This is a genomic window from Margalitia sp. FSL K6-0131, assembly GCF_038008735.1.
GTDB lineage: Bacteria > Bacillota > Bacilli > Bacillales > Bacillaceae_C > Margalitia > Margalitia shackletonii.
On the sequence record NZ_JBBOZS010000001.1, the window covers coordinates 649,480 to 671,644 of the forward strand.

Below are 22,165 nucleotides of genomic sequence, written 5' to 3' on the forward strand. Positions count from 1 at the left end.
GAGAATGTTCATGTTAGATATTGTAAAAAAGTTAACTTCCTTAAACGGCCCATGTGGTTACGAGCACAATGTTTCCTACTATATTCGTGATTATGTAAAGGATCTGGTGGATGAGGTGCGCATCGATGGAATCGGGAATGTCATTGCAACAAAAAAAGGAAGTCTTCCAGGACCCAAAATTCTATTAACAGCACATATGGATGAAGTCGGCTTTATCGTAAAAAAAATCGAAGAGAACGGCCTTATTCGCTTTGAAAAGCTTGGCGGACATGACGACCGCATCCTCCTTGCCCAGCAGGTAAAGGTTTTAGGAAATTCAGGGGAAATATCCGGAGTAATCGGAACCATGTCAGCCCACTTTGTAAAATTTGATGATCCATCCAAAGTACGCAAACATACGCATTTGTACATCGATATCGGTGCATCCTCCAAAGCGGAAGTGGAGAAGATGGGGATAGAGGTGGGCGCGCCAGTAACATGGGCAACCGAAATGAAGGTATTGGGACCAAAGGGAAAAGAAATGATTATGGCCAAATCATTGGATGACCGGGTAGGCTGTGCCGTTTTACTGCAATTGGTCAATGAATTACAGGATGAAACATTTGCAGGCGTTGTCACCTTTTTATTTTCCGTTCAAGAGGAGGTTGGCTTAAGAGGGGCGGAAACAGCCATCAAAACATTAGACGTTGATGCAGCTATCGCCCTTGATACAACAGCTGTCAGTGATACACCGGAAGAAACGATGGACAAGACGTTGTTTTTAGGAAAAGGAACCGGAATTAAAGTGATGGATTTCAGCCTAATTGTACATAAAACAATGAAGAATCATTTAGTAAATCTCGCAAAGGAAAAAGGGATTCCGTATCAGTTAGAGATCTTTCCTGGTATTGGAACAGATGGCGGTGCCGTTGCGTTAGCCAATAACGGTGTTCCTACGGGAGTATTGTCTATCCCATCAAGATATGCCCATTCGCCGATTGAGCTGGTGAGTGTTGCAGATTTAGAGGCGACGAAGGATTTAGTGAAGGCATTTGTATTAAATTTGGCAGAAGATACTAGTTTTGAATGGTAATTTTTAAAAAGGAGCTGTGTTAAATGAAAGTTTTTATTTCAGCAGATATTGAAGGAATTTCTGGTGTTGCGACTAATCAACAGCTAAAAACACCTAGTGAGTATCAACGTTTTAGAAAGCTTATGACAGCTGAAGTCAATGCAGTTGTTGAGGGAGCTTTTAATGGCAGAGCAACAGAGGTAGTGGTCGCAGATGGTCATGGAAATATGTCCAATATATTGATTGAGGATTTAGATCCTCGGGCGAGACTAATTTCCGGAAGCAATCGCGTAATGTGCCAGTTAGAGGGATTAGATGAAAGCTTTGATGCGATTATGTTTGTCGGACATCACGGCCGTGAAGGCGGATCAGATGCGGTTATTAGCCATACATTAGCAGGGATATGTGTGAACGAAATGAAGATTAATGGGAAAGTGGTCGGTGAAACGGAAATGAATGCTTTCGTTGCCGGTTCATTTGGCGTTCCGGCTGTATTTATAAGCGGGGATGATGCGTATGTAAAAGAGGTCAAGGAAACGCTGCCGCAAGTAGAAGCAGTGGTAGTGAAGCGTGCGGTAGATCGCTTTGCAGCTGAACTGATTCATCCAACCGTAGTGGCAGAGCAAATTCGAGAAAAAGCAGAAATCGCTGTTAAAAAAGCGAAAACAATCAAACCGCTTACTATTGATGGCCCCGTGACCTTTGAGATTCAGTTTAAAGGTCCTCAACAGGCAAAAATGACGACCACTTTGCCAACGGTTGAAGCGGTCGATCCAAAAACGATTCGTTTTACGTGCGACGATATGGTTACTGCCTACAAGCATATGTGGGGCTGTGTTATTATTGCGATTACTGCAACGAATGGTGTACTTGGGAATGTGAATGCATAGAAGGAAAAGTGTCCTTCATCTTGTTAATGAAGGACAAACCCAGATAGTAAAAAGTCAAGTCCATTTAATTGTGTAAAAGTGTTAACAATATTTTCGAGTTAATTCAACTTGTGTAATGAACTATATTATTTCGAATTTACTTTGAGGGTGGGCATGATAGCCTGGAGGGTAAGCCAGGTGTTGTAAACTCCTGGCTTCCTGGCTTTTTATCATGCCTACTGGAGGCTCAAAGTCAATTCGAAATTAGGCTTTTACACTCTGTATGATAGAGTTAATTATCTTTTGATTTTTTTAAATATGGGTAATCCTTTGACGTCCATTCTTCATTAATATCCATCAATACTGAGCCAATAATCCTTATGGCAGACTGATCATTGGTAAAAATACGAATGACTCTTTCTCTTCTACGGACCTCTTGGTTTAATCGTTCTAGCATGTTGGTTGTACGTAAACTTATATGATACTCAACCGGGTGTGCAAGAAACTGGATTGCATCTTCAAAACCACTGTCTAAGATGTCAATGGTTTTGGAAAAACCTTTGGTATCTTGATATTTTTCTACAAAACGATTTTTCAAATCTCTCACAACATCCATATCTGAGTTTTTAAATAAACATTTTAGCTCTTGCCTAGCTTCAGCTGTTCCTTTTTTAGGTAGCGAATCCAGGAGGTTTCTTATGAAATGGACCGTACAGCGTTGCCATGAAGTACCTAAAAATGTCTCTTTAATAGATGAAACTAAGCCACTATGAGCATCTGAAATAACCATTTTAGGAGATTGAAGTCCTCTGGATTTTAAATACTCAAAGAAGAAAGACCAGCTTTCTGCGGACTCCGTATGGTTAATTTTTAGGCCAATGATTTCTCTATGGCCACCTTCGGTCACTCCAACAGCAATGTGGACACTCTTTGAAACGACTTGTTTGTTTTCGCGAACCTTAATGTACATGGCATCAACGTAAATATATGGGTAATAACTTACGTTTAGTGGTCGGTTTCTCCATTCATTAATTGCAGGGTCCAATGTTTTAATTAGGTTAGAAACAAGTGATTTAGACACACTTTTCCCACATAATTCTTCTACAATTTTAGTCACTTTACGTGTGGAAACACCATTTACTACCATTTCAATCATGGATAGAATTAATGCTTGATCGCAGCGTTTAAACTTTTCAAAGATAGTCGTAGAAAATTCACCGTCTCTAGTTCGAGGAACTTTTAACGTAAGTGAGCCCGCATCAGTCATTAATTCACGCTCATAATAACCATTTCGATACCCTCTACGTTCTTCTGTTCTTTCATGGGAAAGAGCATTGATATATTCGTCTCTTTCTTTCTCCATCAAAGAATTTAAAATTAATGTCAAAGAGGCTTTTACGGGTGATTCAAGTGAGCTTTTTTCAATTTTTTCTTTGAGATCTTCTAAATTTATAGTAATATTTATTTGGGTCATCATCATGTCCTCCGTAAATGGTTTCTTGGTCGAAAACATTGTAACACGGGTCATGATGATGACCTATTCTTTTTACACAATTATATGGACTTAATCTAGTAAAATAGGAAAAGTGTCCTTCATCTTGTTAATGAAGGACAAAACCCGATAGTAAAATAGGAAAAGTGTCCTTCATCTTGTTAATGAAGGACAAACCCAGATAGTAAAATAAGAGAAGTGTCCTTCATCTTGTTAATGAAGGACAAACCCAGATAGTAAAATAAGAGAAGTGTCCTTCATCTTGTTAATGAAGGACAAACCCAGATAGTAAAATAGGAAAAGTGTCCTTCATCTTGTTAATGAAGGGCAAACCCGGATAGTAAAACAAGAAAAGTGTCCTTCATTTAGACAACACTATCGACTATCGAAAAAAATTTAACTAAGAAATGAATTTCCCTCGAGTGACAAATCTGTCCGCATTTTTTTATTTAGTGCAATCCAAGATTTGCTGCAAATATTTTTCTATCCTAGTTGCATTTCCGTAGGAACCTAAATCGGAAAGGATTTGAATTGCATGTTGTATTTTAGCAATTCCTTCTTCCCTGTTTCCAATTCTTAATTCATACGCACCCTTTAAATGAAGTAATTCTACCCGTTCCAACAAACTGCTTTCCGGCAATGCAATCGTTTCAAGATAGGAAAAGAACTCACTGATTTCCTTTCGATACTCCATTTTTTCATTAAAACGATTTACGGGTCCTAATAAATAGACAATGGTATTCATAATGATGGCAATGATAGCTTCGTTCACCTTTTTTAAACTTCGGTAACGGATACTTTTTTCATAGGCTGTTTTAGATAAATGTACGACCATGATAGGCTCAAGAAACAGCATAGTAGCGCTATAAAGCTGTAATTCATAATACCCCCATACCTCAACACTAAATAAATAATTCGATAAAATTTTTACATCCTCTTTATCAACATTTTCATCGATTTCCTTTGCGTCGACAATCCGTTCATAAACCTGGAGCATCAAAACATTACAATAATAGATATCTATTCTATATTTCTCCCATTTTTCTATTTCTTGTTTTTTTAAATGCTTCAGTTGAGCAGAATTTCGATTGAAGTATGCTGTACTTACATTTTTGAAAAATTGTTCAAGCTGATCAGGCATGTAGTCGTTATGTATGTATAAAAACTCATCAAAACTTAGCATTAATTTTTCCAATATTTTTGTAAAAAGTCCGAGGGTAATATCGGAATCACCTCGTTCAAACTTCGACAAAAAAGAAACCGAACAAATTCCATCTGCAAGTTCCTTCATGGTCAATCCCTTCTGTACACGGATTTGCCGCAACGTTTCACCGTAAGGTACCATCCACATCCCTCTATTCCACTATATGAAAATTTTAAAAGGACCATTAAAAGTCCAATATACAATGAAATTACCAAAAATAAGTTGCTTTCATTATAACGGAAATGATTTAAGGGGGATAAAAAATATGAGGGAACAAAAACATTATATTGTGGCAAACGGAACAATTATCGATGTAGAAAATAGTAATTCTTTTACGGGATCTATCGAAATTCAAGAAAGTAAAATAAAGACCATTTTTCTACCAAATCAAGTGTTACCAGAAGGGATTCCGGTCATTGACGCAAAGGGGAAATTTATTATTCCTGGTTTAATTGATATGCATTGTCATATTCAAGAACTGTATGCACCACATTTTCTTGCATCCGGGGTAACAACGGTACGCAATACAGCAGGAAATGTATTCATGATAAAAAACTTAATAGATGCACCTATTGATGCACCGACACCACGAGTATATTCAGCAGATAGAATGATTGATGGAACCCCTGGACAATGGGGACCAACGAGTTCTGGAAATCTTGTCACCGATGATCCGGAAGAGGCAAGAATGGAAGTCAGGAGGCAGGCTGCAGCTGGGGTAAAGTTTATAAAAGCATATGGCTGGATCAACAGAAATGTTATGGAAGCGGTAGTGAATGAGGCGAAAAAATATGATTTAGAAGTGAGCTGTGACTTAATTCATTCTAAGGATTTGAATGCTTTAGATGCAGCACAAATCGGTGTTACCTGGTTTGAACATGCATCCGGGTTTGCTCAAGCCTTATATCAGGGATGGTACCCAAGGGCAGATCAAACTCAATGGGAGCATCTTAATTGGGAAGAACCAGATGAACGGAAGATTAAAGACCTTTGCCAACAAATGATTGCGTATAATGTAAAACTCTGTCCAACCCTAATTATCTTTGATCAAATAGATAAATCACCTCAGGTTTGGGATCCGAAAAATATAATAACGGAGTCACTTGAAAAAGAGCATATACTGATTGGGCATTGGCGTAATATGTCTGAATATCAAGAACAGCTGAAGCAGCAATTTGCTAAATTAAATCAGTTTACAAAAGTTGTCGCGAAGACTTATTTTGATTTAGGAGGCACGGTAGTTACGGGGACAGACTCCCCAGCACTGATTTGGACATTCCCAGGAATGGCTATACACCGTGAGATGGAGTTGTTTGTAGAAATGGGATTTTCAGAAATGGAAACCTTGCAGGCAGCAACTGTTAATGCGGCTAAATCTATACAATTAGAGAATGTCGGTTCCATAAAGAAAGGAAATATCGCCGATCTTGTCCTCTTAAATAATGATCCGCTCGAAAATATTCAACATACACAGGACATCTATTATGTCATTAAGGGTGGAAAAGTGTACAGCCAAGAAGAAATATTAAAGCACATACCTAGTCAAGCTTATGTGGATAAGCAGTTAAGTGAATTTGAAAAAGAATGGGAAGCAATGGAGAAATAGTTGGATAGTGATTATACAAAGAAAGCGCACTATATGGAATGGTGCGCTTTGGATGCATGCAGACAGTCACTTTTTTATTCATTTACATGGATTTACGCTTATTTTGCCTTCCAAACATGATTTTCAAAATCACATATCCATCTGATTGTTTGTCGCCAATTCGGTACGGAATCAGGTTAATGACACATAACCAAATATTAAAAAGATTAAAGAATAGGAGAACACTAGAATTACTGGCGGAAAATATAAGTGTACTAAGGATACCCACCACTCCATTTAGCAACGGTCCAAATAGTGAAATAATGATTTGTTCCACTTTTGAATAGTAAGGGTCCCGTTCACTAGCTGTGTGTCCGCCAAGCATGTAAAAAGTATGAATATGAAAGGATATTGTACTTATACGAAAGAAAAAAAGCCTTTTTCCAACACCAATAAATAATTGAATTTTATCCGATTTAACAAGATAAGCCCCTATAGAATGCCCAAATTCATGAATGAACAAGGTAAGGGGGGCAATAAATAAAAGAAACCAAATAATAATCATAACCAGATACCTTTTTATTTTTATTTTAACATTCGATGAAGGGAAGTAGAGTGTATTATTCTATCAAGCCTAGGAAACCGTACGCAAATGCAAATACTAGGAGAAACGTTAAAATTGCACCTAAAACTTTTTGATTATGTGTGTTTTGGTCCTTTTTCAGTCGAATGAGGAAATTAGTAAGATTCAAGAACCATAAGACGCCTAGAGCTGGTATAAGAATTAATAAAAAGAAAAACATATGAACACCTCATGTTTTTAAATTTTACGAATAATCAGTCCTAAAAGTTTCGTAATTGCAATTCCGAGTTGTTTACTAGAAATTAAAAATGATTTTCGCTAAAATAAAGGAAGAGTTTATTATGTTGGAGGGAAGAAGATGGAGCTGTTAAGCTTACATACGTTTGATGACCGTCTACAAGTTCTTGAAGGATTAGTCAAAACATTTCATGATCGTGCGGCAAAGAATGATAAAGAAGGGCGTTTTCCCTTTGAAAATATCGAGGATTTAAAGAGGATTGGTTATACCAGGCTGACTTTGCCGAAGGAATATGGCGGAGCAGAAATTTCCTTATTTGATTTTGTTCGTTTTCAAGAAACCATTGCAATTGGTGATGGTGCCACAGCTTTATCTATAGGATGGCATATGGGAAATATGATGAATTTAACGGACAAAAGAAATTGGGATGAAAAGCTTTTTTCCTATGTTAGTGAAGAAGTTCGAAAAGGCGCATTACTCAATGTCTGTGCAACAGAACCGCAAACGGGTAGTCCAACACGAGGAGGAAAACCGACTACAACTGCCAAGCAACAAGGTGATGTATGGGTGATTAATGGAAGAAAGTCATTTACAACGATGTCTCCTGTCCTAGACTTTTTTATCGTATCCGCAACCATCGAGGATTCCGATGATGTAGCTTTTTTTCTAATTCCCCGCAATACACCAGGGCTTTCCATTGATGAAACATGGGACAGTGTGGCGATGAGAGCATCTGGTAGCCACGATTTAGTGATGGAAAATGTCGAGATTCCAATACACTTTTTAACAGAAAAGAGCGGACCTAGAAGTAAATCTGCGAATGGCTGGCTCTTGCATATTCCGGCATGCTACTTAGGTATTGCCGAGGCAGCTAAGCGGGAAGCAGCTGCTTTCGCGAAAAGCTATACTCCTAACAGTTTAAACCATCCAATTTTTGAATTGCCAGCGATTCAGCAAAAGTTCGGGGAAATCGAATTAAAGCTAATACAATCCAGACATTTTCTATATTCTGTGGCGAAAATGTGGGATGAAGGAACGACGGAGTCTCGGAACAACATGAATCCTGAGCTTGGAGCAGTGAAATTAACGGTTACCAATCAGGCAGTTGAGATTGTAGACCTTGCAATGAGAATCGTCGGGGCAAGAAGCTTATCAGAAAAAAGCCCATTACAGAGGTATTATCGCGACGTTCGGGCAGGACTTCACAATCCTCCAATGGACGATATGACGTTAATGCAATTAGCGAAACGGGTGTAAAATCATATTTAATAATTAGTGCGGACACAGAATCCGCTATTTTTCATAAATGACCCTAATGTAAGGGTTAAGCGGACTCTCGTTCCGTTATCCGGTAAAAAAACAGGAAAATAACCGTTTTTTTACCGGATAACGGAACCTATGTCCTCAAACATAAAGAAAAACCCCATTTTGTCACAGATAACGGAACCAGTGTCCGGCAAGATCCCCACATCACACTTCCAGCAGTAACTATCCCTGGTAGGCATTTTACTATATACCAGAACGGCTAGTTTATTATTTTTTCAAAAAATGGTCATTCACCCACCCACTTTTAGGGGAATCTCATATTCTAATAGTGATAACACAGTAGGAGGTGTTATAAATGAGTGCAGTTGGTTTTGGCGGCGGATTCGCGCTAATCGTTGTACTATTTATACTATTGATTATTGTCGGTTCCGCATTCGTATGTTAATGCAATTTGAGAAAAAATCAAAAAGGAGTGTATGATCATGTTTTACGGACACCCTGGATATGGATGCTGCGGTGGATATGGTTATGCCGCACCGGTAGGGGGATTTGGCGCAGGATTTGCATTAATTGTTGTCTTATTTATCCTCCTTATCATTGTTGGAGCAGCCTGCTTTTATTAAAAAAGTATAGTTTCATACCACCGGGCGATGGCATAGAACTAAAAACGGAACCTATTTCATATGGAGTGGGTTCCTTCCCTTTTTTCAAAAAGTTGGAGTAAAACCGAACCTTCCAGCATAAAATAATTGAGTATGTACATAAAGAGGGATGAGTAACTCATCTTCTTTTTAGCCATTAGTATATCTTAGTTCCTAGAACAATGTTATACTAAAGGTAACTCATAGAAGGGATGCGATCTATTATGGCATATTTTAGAGGCCAGAAGGAACCAGTACCTGAAGTAGAAACATCTATTTGGTCATGCACCAATGACGACTGTTTTGGATGGATGAGGGAAGCATTCTCTCTTGAGGATACTCCTAAATGCCCATTATGTAATTCTGAAATGGAAAAGGGAACGAAAATTTTACCCGTAATAGAATAAAGAAAGAGTAATTTACAGCTACTTAAAGAGGTAGCTGTTTTTTATTGTTAAAAGGTAGAGAGAAATTAATTGGCTCTTTTGTTATGCTTTGTTGCTTTTGTATACGAAATGCAAAGTAACAATCTTATTAAGGCGAAACCAATCCTACTTAGGATTTATAAACAATGACGAAAAGCATTGTGAAAACAGCCAAATTATTTTACTTACTAATTACATCAATAGGACTTTGGTAATGGTCGGATAATTTGACGAAATACTGCGAAAATATAGAAGTTTTAATATATAAAGTTTACATAATCTTAATCTCCCCTTTACTTTTTTAGGTTGTTTGACCTATATAATGAATGACAGAGGGATGATACTATTTCTATGAGTATGTCACATTTCTATTAAAATCTTAAAAGAAGTGTGGCATATTACTATTTTTAGGGGAGGCAAATATGGGGAAATTAAAAAGCTTGTTTGTAAAAGTATTAACAGTCATTCTTATTGCTGGAACCATTCCATCCCTATCTGGCTTGCATGTTGCCAAGGCAGAAGGAGCAAATGATCCAGCCCCATTTATTAATCCAAAAAATCCGAATGGGAAAAAGGTATTGTTTGATAATACTCACGGTGAAACAGCGGGTGCTGCGGATTGGGTTATTGATGGAGCGTTTTCCGACTTCGCAAATGCTATTGCGGACCAGGGGTATTATGTAAAAGAACTAAGAAAAACAACGCCAATTACGTATGATGATTTAAAGGGTTACAATGTATTTGTTCTTGGTGAATCCAATATTCCGTTTAAAAAATCGGAACAAGATGCCATGTTGCAATATGTGCAAAATGGTGGAAGTATCTTTTTTATTGGAGACCATTATAATTCCGACCGCAACTTAAATCGTTGGGATTCAGGAGAAGTTTTCAATGGTTTCAGACGCGGGGCATGGAGCGATCCTACTAAAGGGATGACAAAAGAAGAAGCATCCTCTCAAGCTATGCAAGGTGTGGTAAGCTCAGACTGGTTAGGGGAAAATTTTGGTATACGTTTTCGTACTAATGCATTAGGAGATATTACGGGAGGGGAAACGGTAGTTAAGCCGGACCAATCTTTCGGAATTATACAAGGTGTTACAACAGTCGAAATGCATGCTGGCGCTACTCTTGCTATCTTGGATCCTACTAAAGCAAAAGGTTTAATTTATATGCCAAAAAACCCACCTAGATGGGGAAGTGCAGTAGACCAGGGTGTATATAATAATGGTGGCATTGAAGAAGGTGCTTTTGCGGCCATTTCAAAGGTAGGCAAAGGGAAAGCAGCTTTCTTAGGTGATTCTTCTCCGGTAGAAGATTCTACACCAAAATATGTACGTGAAGATAACGGGAAAAAGAAAACAACTTATGATGGTTTTTTAACAGAAGGTCAAGATGCAATTTATTTAATTAATACAATTAATTGGTTAGCGAATCAAGAAGATTATACTAGTTTTGATAAAGTTCCAGGACTAGAACTTAGCCCAGTAACTAAGTTATATGATTGGGAGCAACCGCAAAATTCAACGGAACCACAACCGGAGCCATGGTCTCAACCATCTGGCGGATACAAATGGTATGATTCATCTACTTTTGCTGCTGGATCATATGGATCTACTAAATCGGCGCCGGTAAACCCAACATATTCATTTGTGCACCAAGCTACTTTACCAAATGCGCAGGCGTTCCAGATTCGCGTTAAACTGGATAATTTAGCACCAGGGCAAACAGTTAGCGGTTTGAGTCTGGGAATTTATCTCACCGGTGGAACTCAGGTCGCGATGATTCAAAATCCTGATGGAACATGGCCGACAGCGTACAATTACAGTGCAGATTTCTCTGTTACGGCAGATGCAACAGGGCATGCCAGTAAGGATTTATCGGTGAAAATTAAGTCTGGAACAAAGGGCGCTGCAAATCTTCGCCTGCGTTTAGCAAAAAATGCTGTGTTAACGGAACCAGTAAATATCGACAATGTACCAGCCGAACCACTTCCAGAAGATAAACCAAATCTGCCAGATCAAATTACTGTAAAGGAAGCGAGAGCGTTAAGCGCGGATTCCGTAGTAACAGTAGAAGGAATTGTAACTACTACACCGGGAATATTCGGTGGTAAAGGGTTCTATTTACAGGATGATACTGCTGGTATCTATGTGTTCTTAAATGATGGTGATTTTAAACCAGGGGATAAAGTAAAAATCACTGCACCTCTTTCTGTTTTTAATACGGAATTGGAATTATCCGATCCGTTGGCAATTGAAAAAACAGGAACAGGAGATATCCCAAATCCTATAACGGTAAGTGAACTAAACGATGACAATCAAGGTAAACTTGTAAAATTAGAAAATGTACAAATTCAAAATCTAACTTCCTTAAAAGGAGCCTTTGAATTTGATGCGGTTAAGGATGGAAAAATAACTAGAGTACGCGTGGATGAAAGAACGGGTCTCACATACGGTCAGTTTACCTCCCAATACAAAAATGGTGATGTAGTTAACATGTCCGGTGTTTCTTCCATTTTTAAAGGTATCTATCAATTAAAGCCTTTAAGCTTAAACAACTTTGAATTAGCAGATAAAACACCGCCAGTCATTCACGATCTGGATACACTTTCTTTCTATTTAACAGATAAAATTGCAGAAAACATTAATGTGACAGATGAGGGTACAGGTGTAAAAAGCGTAAAAATTACTCTTGATGGTCAAGAAGTTCAAAATCCAATCCAAATAGAACCACTTCAGCTTGCGTTAGGGCAGCATACGATATCTGTAACAGCAGAGGATTATGCTGGAAATATAAGTACACGAGACTTTGTGATTCAAGTAATGATGGATACAGACCATTTAGATGAGCTGCTAGCAATTGGTTATGATAACGGTAAAATTACAAATCACGGCATATACAACAGCTTACAAGCAAAAGTAAAAAATATTCAAAATGCCAATAGTGAAAAAGTAAAACAAAACATGATTCATGCTTTTGTAAATGAAGTAAACGCGCAAAAAGGTAAGAAAATTGATGCCGATTTTGCGGATCTATTAATTAGTTCGTCTGTAACAACTGTACAATACGAAGAGGCAATTTAGTAGAGAGGGAGCCGACATGGTGCGGCTCCTTTGTTTTGTTCAAAAGGTAAAGGTTGTCCTTAACGATGCTACAAAAGGCCAGCTTGAGTATAGAAGAAGCAAATTGTCTTTATGGATGATACAAAAGACCAGTTAAGGTAAAAAAGAGAAGGAGATTGTCCTTTATAAGGAATCAAAAGACCAGCCGGGGAAAAAGGAGAAATTAATTGTCCTTTACGAAATACAAATCAAAGCGTTTACGGCACATAAGTGAGAGTATCTTACAAAAAAGGCCTAAAGCTATACCAGCTTTTAGACCCTTCCACAAATAGAAAAAATCCTTTATTTCCAATTGCTTTTAATACAAATGCAAAATAGTTTCAATGGTGCTTATTTGGATGGATTATTAGCATCATTAGGTGTAATTTCATCCGCAATTTCTTCTAAAGATTTTATCTTTCCATGGGGATTTTGCGATTGCTTTCTTACATTCCATTGACGCTTTTTTTGTCCTTTAGATTGTGTCATGCGGTTCATCCTTTCCATTTGTATCGTTATCTATTTTTCCATCGAAGTATTTTGAAAATCTTTCTAGTTCTTCATCTTTTCGAAGAGAAGTAACATGAAAGGGGTTCTTATAAGGTAAATCAATCATCAATCCCATGTTTGGCCCGCCAAAGGGATCTGTCTCCACACCCTCATAAGGGGAAATTGGATGGGGATCTCTGTCATGATAATCACGGTCTCGGTCCATGTCTTCACCCTTTTCTCTCAAATCAAAATAGGTAGTTCATACATATTCTTCACTTAAATAGTTCCTTTATTCGTGGTTTGATGAAGGCATCTTTTAACTGTATTCCACTTAAACCATAAATTTTTAGGTGCTCCGAACCTAGTCAGTTTTAGAAATTAATACAAAGAACGATAAACAACAATTTATTTGAAAACAGCCTTGGTGTACAATAGAAAGGATAAAATAGTTGAATAGTTATGATGAAACGAATAAAAACTAATACCATTAAGATGGAAAGGATTTTTTATATATGACAGGATTACAGCCAGGAACGATTGCTCAGCTGCATGTAGAGCGGGAAGCGCCATTTGGATATTTTTTATCCAATGGGGAAGAGGATGTTCTTCTTCATCAAAGTGAAATTCTGGAATCCTTTGATCCAGAGGAACCGCAAACTGTGTTCCTTTATCAAGATCATCAAGGAAGATTAAGTGCAACGATGACCATCCCAACAATTAAAATAGGTACATACGATTGGGTAGAGGTCGTAGAAGTAAAAGAAGAACTGGGAGTGTTCGTAAACATAGGAATCAGCAAGGATATTCTTGTATCCAAGGATGACCTGCCAGCACTACTTACCCTATGGCCAGCTATAGGAGACAAGTTATATTGCACATTAAAAACGGATAAGCATAATCGTTTGTTTGGCAGACTTGCGACAGAGGATATTATGCGAGCCATTGCAGTACCTGCCACTCGTAAAGATTTTAATAAAAATGTTTCCGGAAGGGCATATCGTTTGTTGAAAATAGGTTCCTTTATCCTTACCGAAGAAAACTATATTGGCTTCATTCATGAATCGCAGCGAATGCAAGAACCTCGCTTAGGGCAAAAAGTAGAGGGACGGATAATCGATGTGAAGCCCGATGGATCCATCAATGTTTCCCTTCTAAAAAGAAGCCATGAAGCAATGGAAGACGATTCCGATATTATTTATCGTTATATGGAAAGCCGCGGTGGGAAGATGCCATATTGGGATAAAAGCGCTCCCGAGGATATCGATGCACGCTTTCACATGAGCAAAGCTTCTTTTAAAAGGGCACTTGGAAAGCTCATGAAGGAAGGAAAAGTGTATCAGAAAGAGGGCTGGAGCTATTTTAAGTAGTTTTTATATGTATGGTATTGCATAAAACGGTATCCAACGTTAACAATATTAAATAGTAAAAATGTGGAGTAAATTGCTTCACATTTTTTTATGTAAATAAGTTCTAAGATGAATAAACATTGCCCCTTTTGAAAGGGGCTTTTAAAATGGGAGTAACACGCATTTGGATAGCGTGATGAAGGCCAATGCTGAGACAAAATAGAGCCGAGATGTCCTTCATAAGCATGCTGAAGACCGGTGCCGAGACAAAATAGAGCCGAGATGTCCTTCATAAGCATGCTGAAGACCAATGCCGAGACAAAATAGAGCCGAGATGTCCTTCATATGCGTGATGAAGGCCAATGCCGAGACAAAATAGAGCCAAGATGTCCTTCATAAGCATGATGAAGACCAATGCTGAGACAAAATAGAGCCGAGATGTCCTTCATATGCATGATGAAGACCGGTGCCGAGACAAAATAGAGCCGAGATGTCCTTCATATGCTGAATCAATATTTTTACAAATGAAAGTAGATCAACGGACGTTAAATTCCCATGTTATGGTACAATAATCGCAAAAGAGGTGGAAACATTGCTATTCAAACGGATTCATCATGTCGCGATTATTTGCTCCAATTATGAGACTTCTAAGGATTTTTATGTAAATAAATTAGGGTTTTCGATCATGAATGAAGTCTTTAGAAATGATCGCGGATCCTATAAGCTAGATCTGGCAATAAACGGGCATTATCAGATTGAATTATTTTCCTTTCCGAATCCGCCTGATAGGCAAACGAAACCAGAAGCTGCAGGACTAAGGCACCTTGCATTTGAGGTGGATTCAGTTGAACAAACTAAAAAGGAATTGGAACAAAGGGGAATTGAGTGCGAGGATATTCGTGTAGATCTGATTACAAATAAAAAATTTACTTTTTTCAGGGATCCTGATAATTTGCCACTTGAGATATATGAGGTATAGAAATACACTCATAAAAAAGGAGGAGAGCATATGCACTACGGAGGAATTGAAGCGGGAGGCACTAAGTTTGTTTGCGCAGTTGGGGATGAGAATGGAAATATCATAGAGAGAATTCAGTTTCCGACTCTTACACCTGAAGAAACAATCCCCAAGGTACTAGAATTTTTTCAAAAGCATGAGATTCGTGCTTTAGGTGTAGGTTCATTTGGACCAATTGATATTAATGTAAAAAGCAATACATACGGATACATTACTTCTACTCCAAAAACAGCTTGGACTAACTATCCGTTTTTACAAGCCTTACAAAAGGAGCTGAATATTCCAATCGGATTCAACACAGATGTAAATGTTGCTGCATTAGGGGAAGTTACTTTAGGCGCGGCAAAAGGAATGGAAAACTGCTTATACATTACAGTTGGAACCGGGATTGGTGCGGGTGCCGTTGTTCAAGGAAATCTTCTGCAAGGATTTTCACATCCGGAAATGGGACATATTTTGGTTAGAAGGCATGAAGAGGATTCCTATACAGGGAAATGCCCATATCATAAGGATTGCTTAGAAGGTTTAGCAGCCGGCCCTGCAATTGAAGAACGTTGGGGTAAGAAGGGCATAGAGCTAGAGAATAATTCAAAGGTCTGGGAGATGGAAGCATACTATATCGCACAAGCCTTAATGCAATATATTTTAGTTCTTTCTCCTGAAAAAATTATTTTAGGCGGAGGCGTAATGAAACAGCAGCAAGTATTTCCGTTAATACGGGAGAACGTTGCGAGTTTCATTAATGGTTATGTAGAGCTTCCTCCACTGGAAGAATACATTGTACCGCCTAGTCTTGGTGATAATGCAGGAATTACTGGGGCACTTATTTTAGCAAAACAATCGGAGCAATAAGGAAAGAAGGAAATTAATATGATACAACCATTATTTTTAGAACCTGTTTTTCAAGAACGAATTTGGGGAGGAACTGCACTTAAAGAACAATTCGGATATGAGATTCCATCAAACCATACGGGTGAATGCTGGGCAATATCTGCTCACCCCAATGGACCATCTGTTGTAAAAAATGGCCAATTTGCGGGAAAAACCTTGATCCAGTTATGGGATGAAAACCGCGAGTTATTTGGAGGCTATAAGACAAAGGTATTTCCTTTGCTGACGAAGATTCTAGATGCGAATACAGACCTATCTGTTCAAGTCCATCCGAATGATGAATATGCCAATAAAAATGAAAATGGCGAACTTGGCAAAACAGAATGCTGGTATATTATTGACTGTAAAGAAGGGGCAGAGCTAATTTACGGGCATAATGCACATACGAAAGAAGAACTTGTCAAAATGGTTGAAGATGAGGAGTGGAATAAGCTGCTTCGGCGAGTTCCTGTGAAACCCGGCGACTTTTTCTATGTACCAAGCGGAACCATCCATGCTTTGTGTGAAGGGACGTTAGTGTTGGAAACACAGCAAAGCTCGGATACGACTTATCGTGTATATGATTATGATCGCACGGATGATAAAGGGAATAAGCGGGAGCTACATTTAGAAAAAGCCATTGATGTTTCCACGGTTCCACATACAGATGCGAAATTACATATTGAGACAACAAACGTAACAGGTGCTGACATCACCACTTTTGTAAAAGAAGAGTACTTTTCCGTTTTTAAATGGGACATTCATGGACAAGCAACATTTACGCAGGATCAAGCCTTTCAATTGTTCAGTGTGTTAGATGGAGAAGGATCTATTATGGTTGGTGGACAATCATATCCGGTCCGTAAAGGGGATCATTTTATCCTTCCTGCAGGAACTGGAGAGTATGCTTTTGAAGGGAAATTAAGCTTGATTGTGTCTCATCCATAATGAAAATGGCCGCTTCGATTGAAGCAGCCTTTTTTCTTTTAGTAGAGCGAGACTTCCTAATCGTGTAGTGCTTGACACGACATCAAACCACCACAGCAGGCAAGGTTTTCCCTGTTTCAAGTAAACTTTTCATATTACTTATGATCGCCGGCCAACCGTTATTTAGCCCCTCGAAGGTATTTTCTTTATCAACGATATCTCCTTCTGCAACATTTTCGTGTTTAAGGGTTAATTTAACAGTATCCTCTAATTGCTGCAACTCGAAGGTAACGATGGATGGTTCTTCACGCTGAGGCTTTTCATCTGCATGGAACCAAGTATAGGATAGTCGTTTGTAGGGTTCACTAATAAGGACTTTTCCGTAAACATCTAATTCATCTCTTTCGCGAAGGAAGGTAACGTCTGATCCTTCGTTCCAATCAGATTGAATTCTTCTTCCAAAAAAATATTTTTCCGTAAATTCCTCTGATGTCAATGCATTCCATACTTTATCAGGTGTACTTGCAATGTAAGTTACATAAACAAATGATGGCTTAGTCATTATTTTCCTCCTCCAGTTTTCTTTTTAGTTCGTACAGAGCCTTCACCTGATGTCGTTCATATTTACCGATCCATCGTTCATAAATTTCGCCGATAGGTGCGGCATTAAGATAATGGAATTTGTTTCGTCCATTTCGAATCACGACAACAAGATTAGCTTCTTCAAGAATGGCTAAATGCTTAGACACTGCTTGGCGAGACATATCCAGATGTGTACAGAGCTCACTTAAGGTTTGTCCATTTTCCATATATAGCTGATCTAATAATAATCTGCGGCTTTCATCTGCTAGAGCTTTAAATACTTTATCCATATATTGATTATACGCAACCATTTGGTTGCTTGTCAAACGATTATTTCTAATTTTCCGTTAATATTTGATACCATTTCTAAACTTTCCCATGATAATATATTACATAAGTAAGGGGGAAAGCATGTGGTTCGATGGACAAGACTTTTTTATGTAATCGGTTTCATCTTATTTGTAGGTTTGTTTTCCGCAGCCATTTTTTATGCTTTTAAAATGAATGAAGTTAGCAAAAAAACAAATGATGGTCCCATACCACAATATAAGTATCATTTTGTCCTTGTCCCGGAGGAAATGGATAATGATTATTGGAGATTAGTAGAAAAAGGGGCGAGGGCTGCCGCGAAAAGATTGCATGTTCTGCTTGAATACAGAGGACCAAAGCAATCCAACATTGATGAGCATCTAAAAGAACTGAAAATAGCAGGTGCCTCAAGAGTTGACGGAATTTTAACGCAGGGATACAATGATCAACAATTTTCTCCAGTTATCGATAATCTTGAAAATAAAGGGATTCCTGTAATAACGGTTGATACGGATGCTCCGTCCAGCAATCGAAGGGCTTATATTGGTTCCGATAATTACTATTCCGGATATATCGCTGGACAGGCATTGCTTACTGATACGAAAGGGAAAATAAATGTTGCCATTATCACAGGGAGTTTTCAGGCAAGCCACCAGCAGCTTCGCGTCCAAGGATTTAAAGATGCGATTCGGAAGGAAAAACGAGTGAAAATAATCGCAATAGAAGAATCGAAAATTACGAGAATAAGAGCGGCAGAGAAGGCAAATAAAATTTTAACCGAGCATCCGGAGACGAATGCCTTTTTTGGAACAAGTGCATTAGATGGCATCGGAATTGCCCAAACGGTCGTTCACCTAAATAGACAGAACTCCATGTACATCATCGCATTTGATACCATTAAAGATACAATCAATGATATGGAAAAAGGAATTATTGATGCAACTGTAATGCAAGAGCCTTATGAAATGGGCTACAAATCGGTAGAGATGATGGTAGCAATCGAAGAAGGAATTAGAGTGCCGAAGTTAAATTATACGGAAACTAAGGTCATTCACCGAAGTGATTTGCCGATTGCCGCAATCGAACAGCAAAAGAGGTCGCCGTCATGATTCGTATTCGCACAAAACTAATCCTATACTTTATTATTCTAGTTGTTCTTGTGAATGGTGTCGCTTTTTATTTGTACAGCAGCAGTGAGCAAATTATGCGGGAATATGACCGCAGCTTTCAGCGTTTTTTATTATTAAATGAAATTTCTCAGCAAACGAATACCCTTGTGGAAAAAATGAATGCCTATATTGTGGAAAAGGATCCTGTCTATTTAAACGAGTTCAATAAAACCAATATAAAGTTGCGGTCAAATAAAAAAAGATTAGACAGTGAAATTCAAAACAAATCTAACTACGTCGTTTTAACGAATTATGAAAATATGCTCGAAAGCTTTCTGGATGACAGCTATATTGCTATCAGTGCTTTCCAAGACAATGATATCAATCAGTACTCTTCCTATTTTAATGAGGCAACAGATATTTCGGGATATATACAGGAAAACACGTTGTCCTTAATTAATCAGGAACTAACCTCCTACCAGCTTTTTTATAATCAAATGGTAAAACGAAATCATTATTATCGGATAACTGCCGGTTTATTTTTAAGCGCGGTGTTTATCCTCTGTACGATATTGGCCATCCGTATATCAGGAGGAATTACGAATCCAATAAGGCGTCTTTCGCTAGCTGCCAAGGAAATCTCGGCAGGGCATTTGACTGGTGAAGACATAATGGTTACTAGTAAGGATGAATTGAAGCTTTTAACGGAAACCTTTAACCAAATGCGAAAAAATATCATTGAATTAGTTAATGAAATTAAAGATAAATCGGAACTGGATAAGCTTTTAAAGGAGCTGGAGCTGAAAAACCTCCAAAATCAAATAAACCCGCATTTTTTGTTTAATACCTTAAATAACATTGCGAAAATGGCGTATTTAGAGGAGGCGCCTGAGACTACGAGACTGATAGAATCGGTATCCACATTACTGCGATATAATTTGGAAAATATCGATAAGCCTTCATCTTTGAAAGATGAAATCAATGTGGTAAAAGAATATTTTTACATACAACAAACAAGGTTTGGAGATCGTATTTCCTTTTATACTCATATTGATGAAAGTTGTATGCAGGCACCAGTTCCCAGGCTTACCTTGCAGCCGATTGTCGAAAACGCTTTTATCCATGGGGTGGAGTCAAAGGAGGAAGGCGGGTCCATTACGTTATCCATTTTTAAAGAAGCGGATCAGATTTTCATTGAGGTGATGGATGACGGTTTAGGAATGGATCAGGAGACAAAACAGAGACTATTAAATTATGTGAACGCAGAAGATATGCATCCAAATGAATTACATAAGCGATCCGGGCATTCCACAGGGATCGGCGTAATTAATGTGATTAAGCGCATGCAGCTTTTTTATCAAGAAAAGGATGTAGTGGAGATTGAATCGGAGCTAGGGAGAGGGACTACTTTTCGCTTAAAAATCAAGGGGGTATAGGTTATGCGTCTAGTAATAGCCGATGATGAAATGTTGGAACGAAAAGCATTGTCGAAAATGATTGAAAAAGAAATACCTGACATCGATTTGATTGGGGAAGCGGTTAATGGGAGAATGGCGATCCAGCTGGCAGATATGCTCAAACCGGATATCATGATGATGGATATCAAAATGCCGGGGATCGATGGTGTCGAGGCTGTAAGAGAAATTAGAAAGAAAAATAAACAAATCAAATTTATTATGGTGTCCGCTTTCAATACCTTTGAGTATGCAAAAGAAGTCATGCAGCAAGGTGTAAAGGAATATTTATTAAAACCGAGTAAACAATCAGAAGTGATTGCTGCATTGTCGAGGGTTATGCGAGAGATTGAGGAAGAAAGACAGCTGCAAGCGGAGAAACAATTACTGCAAGATAGTCTGAAACGGGCCCTTTCTGTTATTGAGACAGAATGGCTTTCATCGATATTAAATGACCATATAAGCTTTGAGGCATGGAGTGAGCTTCTTGGCGTTGAGGTGAAATCGGGAATTATTGTTATTTTTATTATCCAAGAACAAAATGGGCAATTGTTAAAAGAGCAGAAGCATTATATCTATCAAAAACTGAAGGAACAGTTAAAAACAAAAAGTGAATGCATGATTGGCCCTATGGTAGAAAATAAGATTCCTGTACTTATATTATTTAATTCTACTCAGGAGAAAAATCGCATGAAATCACAAGCAATTAAACTGGTTAGAAATGTTGTAACCAAACTGAGAGAATCAAATTTATCGCTATTCGCAGCGATGGGGCATCCCTTTCAAACAATAGAAGATTTGCCAAACTCTTATCATGAAGCATTACGTGCGTTGGAGCAGCGAAATCATCAACATGAAGTAGCCTATGCGTTTCCAACAGAAACTAGGAACGAAGAATTTTTATCATTAGAAAAAGAGAAAGAGTTGATTGATCTCATCAAAATGGGTGACCGCCAGCATGTGCTGGAGGTATTTGAACTCTATGTCAGCGAGCTGGAATCCCAATCGGAGCAAAAAGCGGAAAGAATGTTGGAGGAATTATGGATTGTCGTTTCAAGAGCCTTGTATGAAATAGGAATCCAAACAGATCCATACACTTTCCAGCAAAATGGTTCATATGATCAAATGATTGCAGCGACAAGACAATATGTAGTTGAATCTGCAGAGCTTGTTCAAGCATGGAGAAATAGTCATACAAAAGGATATTTATTGAAGGCAAAGGAATATATTACGGAGCACTTCCATAAAACGATTACTTTAGAGGAAGTGGCGGAGTATGTAGAGCTTAGCCCATTTCATTTTAGTAAGCTTTTTAAAGAAAAATACGGGGTAAATTTTATCGATTATGTGACGGATTTGCGCATTGAACAAGCAAAGAAGGAAATGCTCAATACGAATAAAAGCTTGAAGGAAATTTGTTTCAGTGTCGGTTATAAGGATCCGAACTATTTTAGCCGTGTATTTAAAAAGAAAACCGGTGTTGCTCCTACTGCATATCGGAGTACACAAACCCCATTCACGTAAATACGGATTATATATTTCTAGCTCCAACGCCTATCGGCAAGTGGATTTCTCCGTCTCCTACCTAAGATAAGTCAACATC

General features: G+C 38.2%; 22 protein-coding genes. 15 read left to right on the forward strand and 7 right to left on the reverse strand.

All coding sequences use genetic code 11. From position 1 onward, the window contains the following. Nucleotides 1–10 precede the first annotated feature (10 nt). Nucleotides 11–1,072, forward strand: a complete 1,062-nt coding sequence (locus NSQ59_RS03335) for a M42 family metallopeptidase (RefSeq protein ID WP_340829214.1) — start codon at nt 11–13, stop codon at nt 1,070–1,072. A 23-nt stretch (nt 1,073–1,095) separates the two neighbouring features. Next, on the forward strand, nt 1,096–1,941 hold the full coding sequence (locus tag NSQ59_RS03340; protein ID WP_340829216.1) for a M55 family metallopeptidase: 846 nt from the start codon (nt 1,096–1,098) through the stop codon (nt 1,939–1,941). A 271-nt stretch (nt 1,942–2,212) separates the two neighbouring features. Here NSQ59_RS03340 and NSQ59_RS03345 read toward each other — a convergent pair whose 3' ends face one another. Both NSQ59_RS03345 and NSQ59_RS03350 read right to left on the reverse strand, forming a co-directional pair. Then, entirely contained in the window at nt 2,213–3,394 is a 1,182-nt protein-coding gene (locus tag NSQ59_RS03345; protein ID WP_126647527.1) for an IS256 family transposase, read from the reverse strand. Between the two features lie 463 nt (nt 3,395–3,857). Then, nucleotides 3,858–4,757, reverse strand: a complete 900-nt coding sequence (locus tag NSQ59_RS03350) for a helix-turn-helix domain-containing protein (RefSeq protein WP_055738255.1) — start codon at nt 4,755–4,757, stop codon at nt 3,858–3,860. Between the two features lie 124 nt (nt 4,758–4,881). Here NSQ59_RS03350 and NSQ59_RS03355 point away from each other — a divergent pair, with 124 nt between their 5' ends. Then, complete coding sequence (locus tag NSQ59_RS03355) at nt 4,882–6,222, forward strand: amidohydrolase family protein (protein ID WP_055738256.1); 1,341 nt, start codon at nt 4,882–4,884, stop codon at nt 6,220–6,222. Between the two features lie 82 nt (nt 6,223–6,304). Here the strand turns inward: NSQ59_RS03355 and NSQ59_RS03360 are convergent, their stop codons facing one another. After that, nucleotides 6,305–6,766 (reverse strand): site-2 protease family protein, encoded by a 462-nt coding sequence (locus tag NSQ59_RS03360; RefSeq protein WP_055738257.1) that lies wholly within the window; start codon nt 6,764–6,766, stop codon nt 6,305–6,307. Between the two features lie 376 nt (nt 6,767–7,142). On the opposite strand from NSQ59_RS03360, the gene NSQ59_RS03365 reads away from it, so the two are divergent. The 5 genes from NSQ59_RS03365 (at nt 7,143) to NSQ59_RS03385 (ending at nt 12,437) form a co-directional block, all read left to right on the forward strand. Beyond that, nucleotides 7,143–8,279 carry an acyl-CoA dehydrogenase family protein gene (locus tag NSQ59_RS03365; protein WP_055738259.1) on the forward strand — a complete coding sequence of 379 codons (1,137 nt, stop codon included), beginning with the start codon at nt 7,143–7,145 and terminating at the stop codon, nt 8,277–8,279. Nucleotides 8,280–8,643: 364 nt separating this feature from the next. Further along, the gene (locus tag NSQ59_RS03370; protein WP_055738260.1) at nt 8,644–8,733 is read left to right on the forward strand and encodes a YjcZ family sporulation protein; all 90 of its coding nucleotides are present in this window, start codon (nt 8,644–8,646) and stop codon (nt 8,731–8,733) included. Between the two features lie 37 nt (nt 8,734–8,770). Beyond that, a complete protein-coding gene (locus NSQ59_RS03375; protein ID WP_083489196.1) occupies nt 8,771–8,911 on the forward strand; it encodes a YjcZ family sporulation protein in 141 nt (46 codons plus the stop codon). 242 nt (nt 8,912–9,153) lie between these two features. Further along, entirely contained in the window at nt 9,154–9,336 is a 183-nt protein-coding gene (locus tag NSQ59_RS03380; RefSeq protein WP_055738261.1) for a cold-shock protein, read from the forward strand. 440 nt (nt 9,337–9,776) lie between these two features. Continuing rightward, complete coding sequence (locus tag NSQ59_RS03385) at nt 9,777–12,437, forward strand: endonuclease (RefSeq protein WP_340829231.1); 2,661 nt, start codon at nt 9,777–9,779, stop codon at nt 12,435–12,437. Between the two features lie 369 nt (nt 12,438–12,806). On the opposite strand, the gene NSQ59_RS03390 is transcribed toward NSQ59_RS03385, so the two are convergent. Both NSQ59_RS03390 and NSQ59_RS03395 read right to left on the reverse strand, forming a co-directional pair. Next, nucleotides 12,807–12,944, reverse strand: coding sequence for a DUF6254 family protein (locus NSQ59_RS03390; protein ID WP_163258641.1), 138 nt, complete (start codon nt 12,942–12,944; stop codon nt 12,807–12,809). Further along, nucleotides 12,931–13,170, reverse strand: a complete 240-nt coding sequence (locus NSQ59_RS03395) for a hypothetical protein (protein WP_055738263.1) — start codon at nt 13,168–13,170, stop codon at nt 12,931–12,933. Before NSQ59_RS03395 ends, NSQ59_RS03390 begins: the two co-directional genes overlap by 14 nt. Before the next feature lie 289 nt (nt 13,171–13,459). On the opposite strand from NSQ59_RS03395, the gene NSQ59_RS03400 reads away from it, so the two are divergent. The 4 genes from NSQ59_RS03400 (at nt 13,460) to manA (ending at nt 17,129) form a co-directional block, all read left to right on the forward strand. Beyond that, the gene (locus NSQ59_RS03400; protein ID WP_055738264.1) at nt 13,460–14,314 is read left to right on the forward strand and encodes a CvfB family protein; all 855 of its coding nucleotides are present in this window, start codon (nt 13,460–13,462) and stop codon (nt 14,312–14,314) included. 571 nt (nt 14,315–14,885) lie between these two features. Further along, nucleotides 14,886–15,272 (forward strand): SMU1112c/YaeR family gloxylase I-like metalloprotein, encoded by a 387-nt coding sequence (gene gloA2 / locus NSQ59_RS03405; protein WP_340829238.1) that lies wholly within the window; start codon nt 14,886–14,888, stop codon nt 15,270–15,272. Between the two features lie 30 nt (nt 15,273–15,302). Beyond that, a complete protein-coding gene (locus NSQ59_RS03410; RefSeq protein WP_340829241.1) occupies nt 15,303–16,163 on the forward strand; it encodes an ROK family protein in 861 nt (286 codons plus the stop codon). 18 nt (nt 16,164–16,181) lie between these two features. Continuing rightward, nucleotides 16,182–17,129, forward strand: coding sequence for a mannose-6-phosphate isomerase, class I (gene manA, locus NSQ59_RS03415; RefSeq protein ID WP_340829244.1), 948 nt, complete (start codon nt 16,182–16,184; stop codon nt 17,127–17,129). Between the two features lie 82 nt (nt 17,130–17,211). Here manA and NSQ59_RS03420 read toward each other — a convergent pair whose 3' ends face one another. Together NSQ59_RS03420 and NSQ59_RS03425 are read right to left on the reverse strand one after the other, a co-directional pair. Next, complete coding sequence (locus NSQ59_RS03420; protein ID WP_340829246.1) at nt 17,212–17,670, reverse strand: SRPBCC family protein; 459 nt, start codon at nt 17,668–17,670, stop codon at nt 17,212–17,214. Continuing rightward, complete coding sequence (locus tag NSQ59_RS03425) at nt 17,663–18,016, reverse strand: ArsR/SmtB family transcription factor (protein WP_235950643.1); 354 nt, start codon at nt 18,014–18,016, stop codon at nt 17,663–17,665. Before NSQ59_RS03425 ends, NSQ59_RS03420 begins: the two co-directional genes overlap by 8 nt. An 87-nt stretch (nt 18,017–18,103) precedes the next feature. Here NSQ59_RS03425 and NSQ59_RS03430 point away from each other — a divergent pair, with 87 nt between their 5' ends. Genes NSQ59_RS03430 through NSQ59_RS03440 form a run of 3 tightly spaced genes read left to right on the forward strand, consistent with a single transcriptional unit; the run spans nt 18,104 to nt 22,086 of the window. Next, nucleotides 18,104–19,108, forward strand: coding sequence for a sugar-binding protein (locus tag NSQ59_RS03430; protein ID WP_445669194.1), 1,005 nt, complete (start codon nt 18,104–18,106; stop codon nt 19,106–19,108). Further along, complete coding sequence (locus NSQ59_RS03435; RefSeq protein ID WP_340829250.1) at nt 19,105–20,544, forward strand: sensor histidine kinase; 1,440 nt, start codon at nt 19,105–19,107, stop codon at nt 20,542–20,544. The genes NSQ59_RS03430 and NSQ59_RS03435 overlap by 4 nt, the downstream gene beginning before the upstream one ends. Before the next feature lie 3 nt (nt 20,545–20,547). After that, on the forward strand, nt 20,548–22,086 hold the full coding sequence (locus NSQ59_RS03440; RefSeq protein WP_126647515.1) for a response regulator: 1,539 nt from the start codon (nt 20,548–20,550) through the stop codon (nt 22,084–22,086). The last annotated feature ends 79 nt before the right edge of the window (nt 22,087–22,165 follow it).